The sequence below is a fragment of the Streptomyces flavofungini genome (assembly GCF_041028215.1).
Classification (GTDB): domain Bacteria; phylum Actinomycetota; class Actinomycetes; order Streptomycetales; family Streptomycetaceae; genus Streptomyces; species Streptomyces flavofungini_B.
Window position 1 is genome coordinate 1 of the sequence record NZ_JASKYR010000672.1, and the last position, 4,181, is coordinate 4,181.

5 protein-coding genes are annotated in these 4,181 nt (G+C 69.9%); all 5 read left to right on the forward strand.

Going from position 1 to position 4,181, the window contains the following annotated elements; all coding sequences use genetic code 11:
* The first annotated feature begins 386 nt into the window (after positions 1–386).
* The gene (gene infC, locus AB8Z36_RS32225) at positions 387–1,049 is read left to right on the forward strand and encodes a translation initiation factor IF-3 (protein WP_150175463.1); all 663 of its coding nucleotides are present in this window, start codon (positions 387–389) and stop codon (positions 1,047–1,049) included.
* A gap of 107 nt (positions 1,050–1,156) precedes the next feature.
* Positions 1,157–1,351: a 50S ribosomal protein L35 gene (gene rpmI, locus AB8Z36_RS32230; protein WP_007829094.1), complete on the forward strand. Its 195-nt coding sequence runs from the start codon at positions 1,157–1,159 to the stop codon at positions 1,349–1,351.
* A 96-nt stretch (positions 1,352–1,447) separates the two neighbouring features.
* Positions 1,448–1,831, forward strand: coding sequence for a 50S ribosomal protein L20 (gene rplT / locus AB8Z36_RS32235; protein WP_369216926.1), 384 nt, complete (start codon positions 1,448–1,450; stop codon positions 1,829–1,831).
* 175 nt (positions 1,832–2,006) lie between these two features.
* Positions 2,007–2,852, forward strand: coding sequence for a TrmH family RNA methyltransferase (locus tag AB8Z36_RS32240; protein WP_369216927.1), 846 nt, complete (start codon positions 2,007–2,009; stop codon positions 2,850–2,852).
* 153 nt (positions 2,853–3,005) lie between these two features.
* Positions 3,006–4,139: a sensor histidine kinase gene (locus tag AB8Z36_RS32245; RefSeq protein WP_369216928.1), complete on the forward strand. Its 1,134-nt coding sequence runs from the start codon at positions 3,006–3,008 to the stop codon at positions 4,137–4,139.
* Positions 4,140–4,181: the final 42 nt, after the last annotated feature.

Below are 4,181 nucleotides of genomic sequence, written 5' to 3' on the forward strand. Positions count from 1 at the left end.
CGATAAGCCGCGCCCGGAACCGGCYGRKCGCGGGGCGCCGGAGGCCCATGGGTTCGCTCCACCCGGGCGGACCTGCTAACCTTGTGTAACGACCGGCCGGACACCCGTGTGCCAACGCGCGAGGTACCGGCCCACAAGTGGAGGCTCCGATCTCCCACCTGACCGCTCCCCGGAGCGGCGGGTCACCGGTCAGGCGGCCGAAGTCCCCGAGGCTTCGGAGTCGCCCGATGCGCGCCCCGCGATCACCGCGGAGGTGCTCCGGTAGTACGTGGAGCCCCTTCAGTGATCGGTCGGGGCATTTTTTGTGGCTCCGTGCGGTTGGTCATATCAACAGACGTAACGCGGCTGTCCGCCAGACGGTCGCGTGGTGCTACCGAGGAGGATCCATCAGCGCCGAGCCCCGCATCAACGACCGGATTCGCGTTCCCGAGGTGCGACTTGTCGGTCCCAGCGGCGAGCAGGTCGGGATTGTTCCGCTTGCCAAGGCCCTGGAGCTTGCGCAGGAGTACGACCTTGACCTGGTCGAGGTCGCGGCGAACGCCCGTCCGCCCGTGTGCAAGCTCATGGACTACGGGAAGTTCAAGTACGAGTCGGCCATGAAGGCCCGTGAGGCGCGCAAGAACCAGGCGCACACGGTCATCAAGGAGATGAAGCTCCGGCCGAAGATCGACCCGCACGACTATGACACCAAGAAGGGTCACGTCGTCCGGTTCCTCAAGCAGGGCGACAAGGTCAAGATCACGATCATGTTCCGTGGTCGCGAGCAGTCCCGCCCGGAGCTGGGCTTCCGACTGCTCCAGCGCCTCGCTTCGGACGTCGAGGACCTCGGGTTCATCGAGTCGAACCCGAAGCAGGACGGCCGAAACATGATCATGGTTCTCGGTCCGCACAAGAAGAAGACCGAGGCGATGGCCGAGGCCCGTGAGGCCCAGGCGGCCCGCAAGGCGGACGCGAAGGCCAATCCGGGCCGCTCGCAGAACTCCGCCGAGGGGGAGGAGCCCGCTGAGGCTCCCGCCGAGGCCCCGGCCGAGGCTCCCGCCGAGGCCTGATCACCCGGACGCGAGTCCAGGCGATCGCCAACTGACACATATGGCTCCCGGATGCCCGGTTTCACGACCGGGCATCGGAGTGCCACTGACGAGGAGAGAACGGCGCTATGCCGAAGAACAAGTCGCACAGCGGTGCCAGCAAGCGCTTCAAGGTCACCGGCTCCGGCAAGGTGCTCCGCGAGCGCGCCGGCAAGCGCCACCTGCTCGAGCACAAGTCGTCCCGTCTGACGCGTCGCCTCACCGGCAACGCCGAGATGGCCCCGGGCGACGCCAAGAAGATCAAGAAGCTTCTCGGCAAGTGAGCCGGGGCGCGCACCGCGCGCCTGAGCTCTGACCGGGACCCAATCGATATCGGGTCGTGTGAGTCCAACCACGGCCCCGCTGCAAGGAGTTAACAAGTGGCACGCGTCAAGCGGGCAGTCAACGCCCACAAGAAGCGTCGGGCGATCCTCGAGCAGGCCAGCGGCTACCGCGGCCAGCGTTCGCGCCTGTACCGCAAGGCCAAGGAGCAGGTCACCCACTCCCTGGTCTACAACTACAACGACCGCAAGAAGCGCAAGGGCGACTTCCGTCAGCTGTGGATCCAGCGCATCAACGCCGCTGCCCGCGCCAACGGCATCACCTACAACCGCTTCATCCAGGGTCTGAAGGCCGCCAACGTCGAGGTGGACCGCAAGATCCTCGCGGAGCTCGCCGTCAACGACCAGAACGCGTTCGCCGCGCTGGTCGAGGTCGCGCAGAAGGCTCTGCCTTCGGACGTCAACGCGCCCAAGGCCGCCTGACGCTGCGCTGAGCCGAGCGTGAATTTCGGACCCGCGGGCCAGCTGGCCCGCGGGTCCGATGCTGTTCGGGCACTCGTCCGCCCTCTTCTGTCGTATGCCGTCCGCAGGTCTCTTGTGGCTTGTCGCGCAGTTCCCCGCGCCCCTTTCGGGGGCGCTGCACCTGAGGTGAGTTTTGATGGTTGCCGCTCCTGAGCTGATCTCCCCCAAGTCGCCCCGCGTGTCCGCCGCCCGGCGGCTGGCCAAGCGGAACTTCCGGGGGAAGGAGCGGCTGTTCCTCGCCGAGGGGCCGCAGGCCGTGCGGGAGGCCGCCGGGCACGCGGAGACGCTCGTCGAGCTGTTCGCCACCGTGGACGCCGCCGAGCGGTACGCCGACATCGTGGGGGAGGCCCGCGCCGCCGGGGCCCGGGTGCACCTCGCCGACGAGGATGTCATCGCCGACATCTCCACCACCGTGACGCCCCAGGGGCTCGTCGGGGTCTGCCGCTTCCTCGACACCCCCTTCGCGGACATCCTGGCGGCGCGGCCGAAGCTGGTCGCCGTCCTCGCGCACGTACGCGACCCCGGCAACGCGGGAACCGTGCTGCGCTGCGCCGACGCCGCGGGCGCCGAGGCGGTGATCCTCACCGACGCCTCCGTGGACCTGTACAACCCTAAGTGCGTACGCGCCTCCGTCGGGTCGCTGTTCCATCTGCCGGTCGCCGTGGGCGTGCCCGTGGAGCAGGCCGTACGGGGCCTGAAGGAGGCGGGCGTACGGATTCTCGCCGCCGACGGCGCGGGCGAGGACGACCTCGACACCGAGCTCGACAGGGGCACCATGGGCACCCCGAGCGCCTGGGTCTTCGGCAACGAGGCCTGGGGCCTGCCGGAGGAGACCCGCGCACTGGCCGACGCCGTGGTGCGCGTCCCGATCCACGGCAGGGCCGAGAGCCTCAACCTCGCCACGGCCGCCGCCGTGTGCCTCTACGCGTCCGCCCGTGCACAGCGTGCCGCCGGAGGGTGCCGCTCCGTCACATCGAGCTAGTAGTGTGACGGGCTCGGGGACCCTCCCCCTCTCTCGGCCACTGCCTCCATGTTCTCGGTTCCGCTCGAATGTTCCCGGTTCCGCTCGAACAACGGGGGACCGCTGAGCGGGGAGGCCACCCGCACCGGCAGTGCGAGAGGCGGGGTACGGGGAATGAGCGTCGGCACGAGCAGAGCACCGGGGGCAGCGGACGTCGTCCGTGCCCGCGCGGACCGCGGCGGTCCCGGTGACCTCGGCGTCGACCCGGACGAACTGCCCGACGGGCTCGTCGTGGCGGACGAGACGGGCCGGATCATCTGCTTCAACGCCGCGGCGGCGCGCATCACCGCCGTCCGCGCCGACGAAGCCCTCGGTGCGCCCCTGGAGCGCGCGCTCCCCTTAGAGGACCTCGAAGGGCGCCGCTGGTGGCAGCTCACCGACCCCTACGGCGGCCTCGCCATCCGCGTCGGCCAGCCCGAACGCAATCTGCTGCTGCCCGGCGGCCGCGAGGTGCTGGTCTCCGCCCGCTATCTGCGCACCCACCGCACCGGTCCGGTGCGCAGGGTCGTCGTCTCGCTGCGGGACACCGAGGCCCGCCGCCGCACCGAGCGCAGCCACGCCGAGCTGATCGCCACGGTCGCCCACGAGCTGCGCTCGCCCCTCACCTCCGTCAAGGGCTTCACGGCGACGCTGCTCGCCAAGTGGGAGCGGTTCACCGACGACCAGAAGAAGCTGATGCTGGAGACCGTCGACGCCGACGCGAACCGCGTCACCCGGTTGATCGCCGAGCTCCTGGACATCTCCCGCATCGACTCGGGCCGCCTTGAGCTGCGCCGCCAGCCCGTCGACATCGGCGCGGCCGTCGGACGGCACATCCAGTCCCATGTCGCGTCGGGCCAGGACGCGGACCGCTTCCTGGTCCGGGTGCAGCAGCCGCTGCCGGACTGCTGGGCGGACCCGGACAAGATCGACCAGGTGCTGAGCAATCTGCTGGAAAACGCGGTGCGGCACGGCGAGGGAACCGTCACCATTGGTGTGGCGCCCTCCTCCTCGCCGCGCGAGCGGGGCGGCGCCGAAACTGCCGTGACCGTGAGCGACGAGGGTCCCGGTATTCCGGAGGAGTCGATGGGACGCGTCTTCACCCGCTTCTGGCGGGGCAGCAAGCGCGGCGGGACGGGACTGGGGCTGTACATCGTGAAAGGCATCGTGGAGGCGCACGGCGGGACGATCACCGTCGGCCGGGCGCCCGGCGGCGGCGCCCAGTTCCGATTTACGTTGCCCGTGGGGGCCCCGGCGTATCTCCAGTAGGGGCGCTGCGAGCAGCCCGCGGGCTCATTCGTTCACCGCACC

What these genes read in the sequence shown, in the direction of transcription:
- rpmI (WP_007829094.1), top strand. Translation starts at nt 1,157, where the DNA reads ATGCCGAAGAACAAGTCGCACAGCGGTGCCAGCAAGCGCTTCAAGGTC.
- AB8Z36_RS32240 (WP_369216927.1), top strand. Translation starts at nt 2,007, where the DNA reads ATGGTTGCCGCTCCTGAGCTGATCTCCCCCAAGTCGCCCCGCGTGTCC.
- AB8Z36_RS32245 (WP_369216928.1), top strand. Translation starts at nt 3,006, where the DNA reads ATGAGCGTCGGCACGAGCAGAGCACCGGGGGCAGCGGACGTCGTCCGT.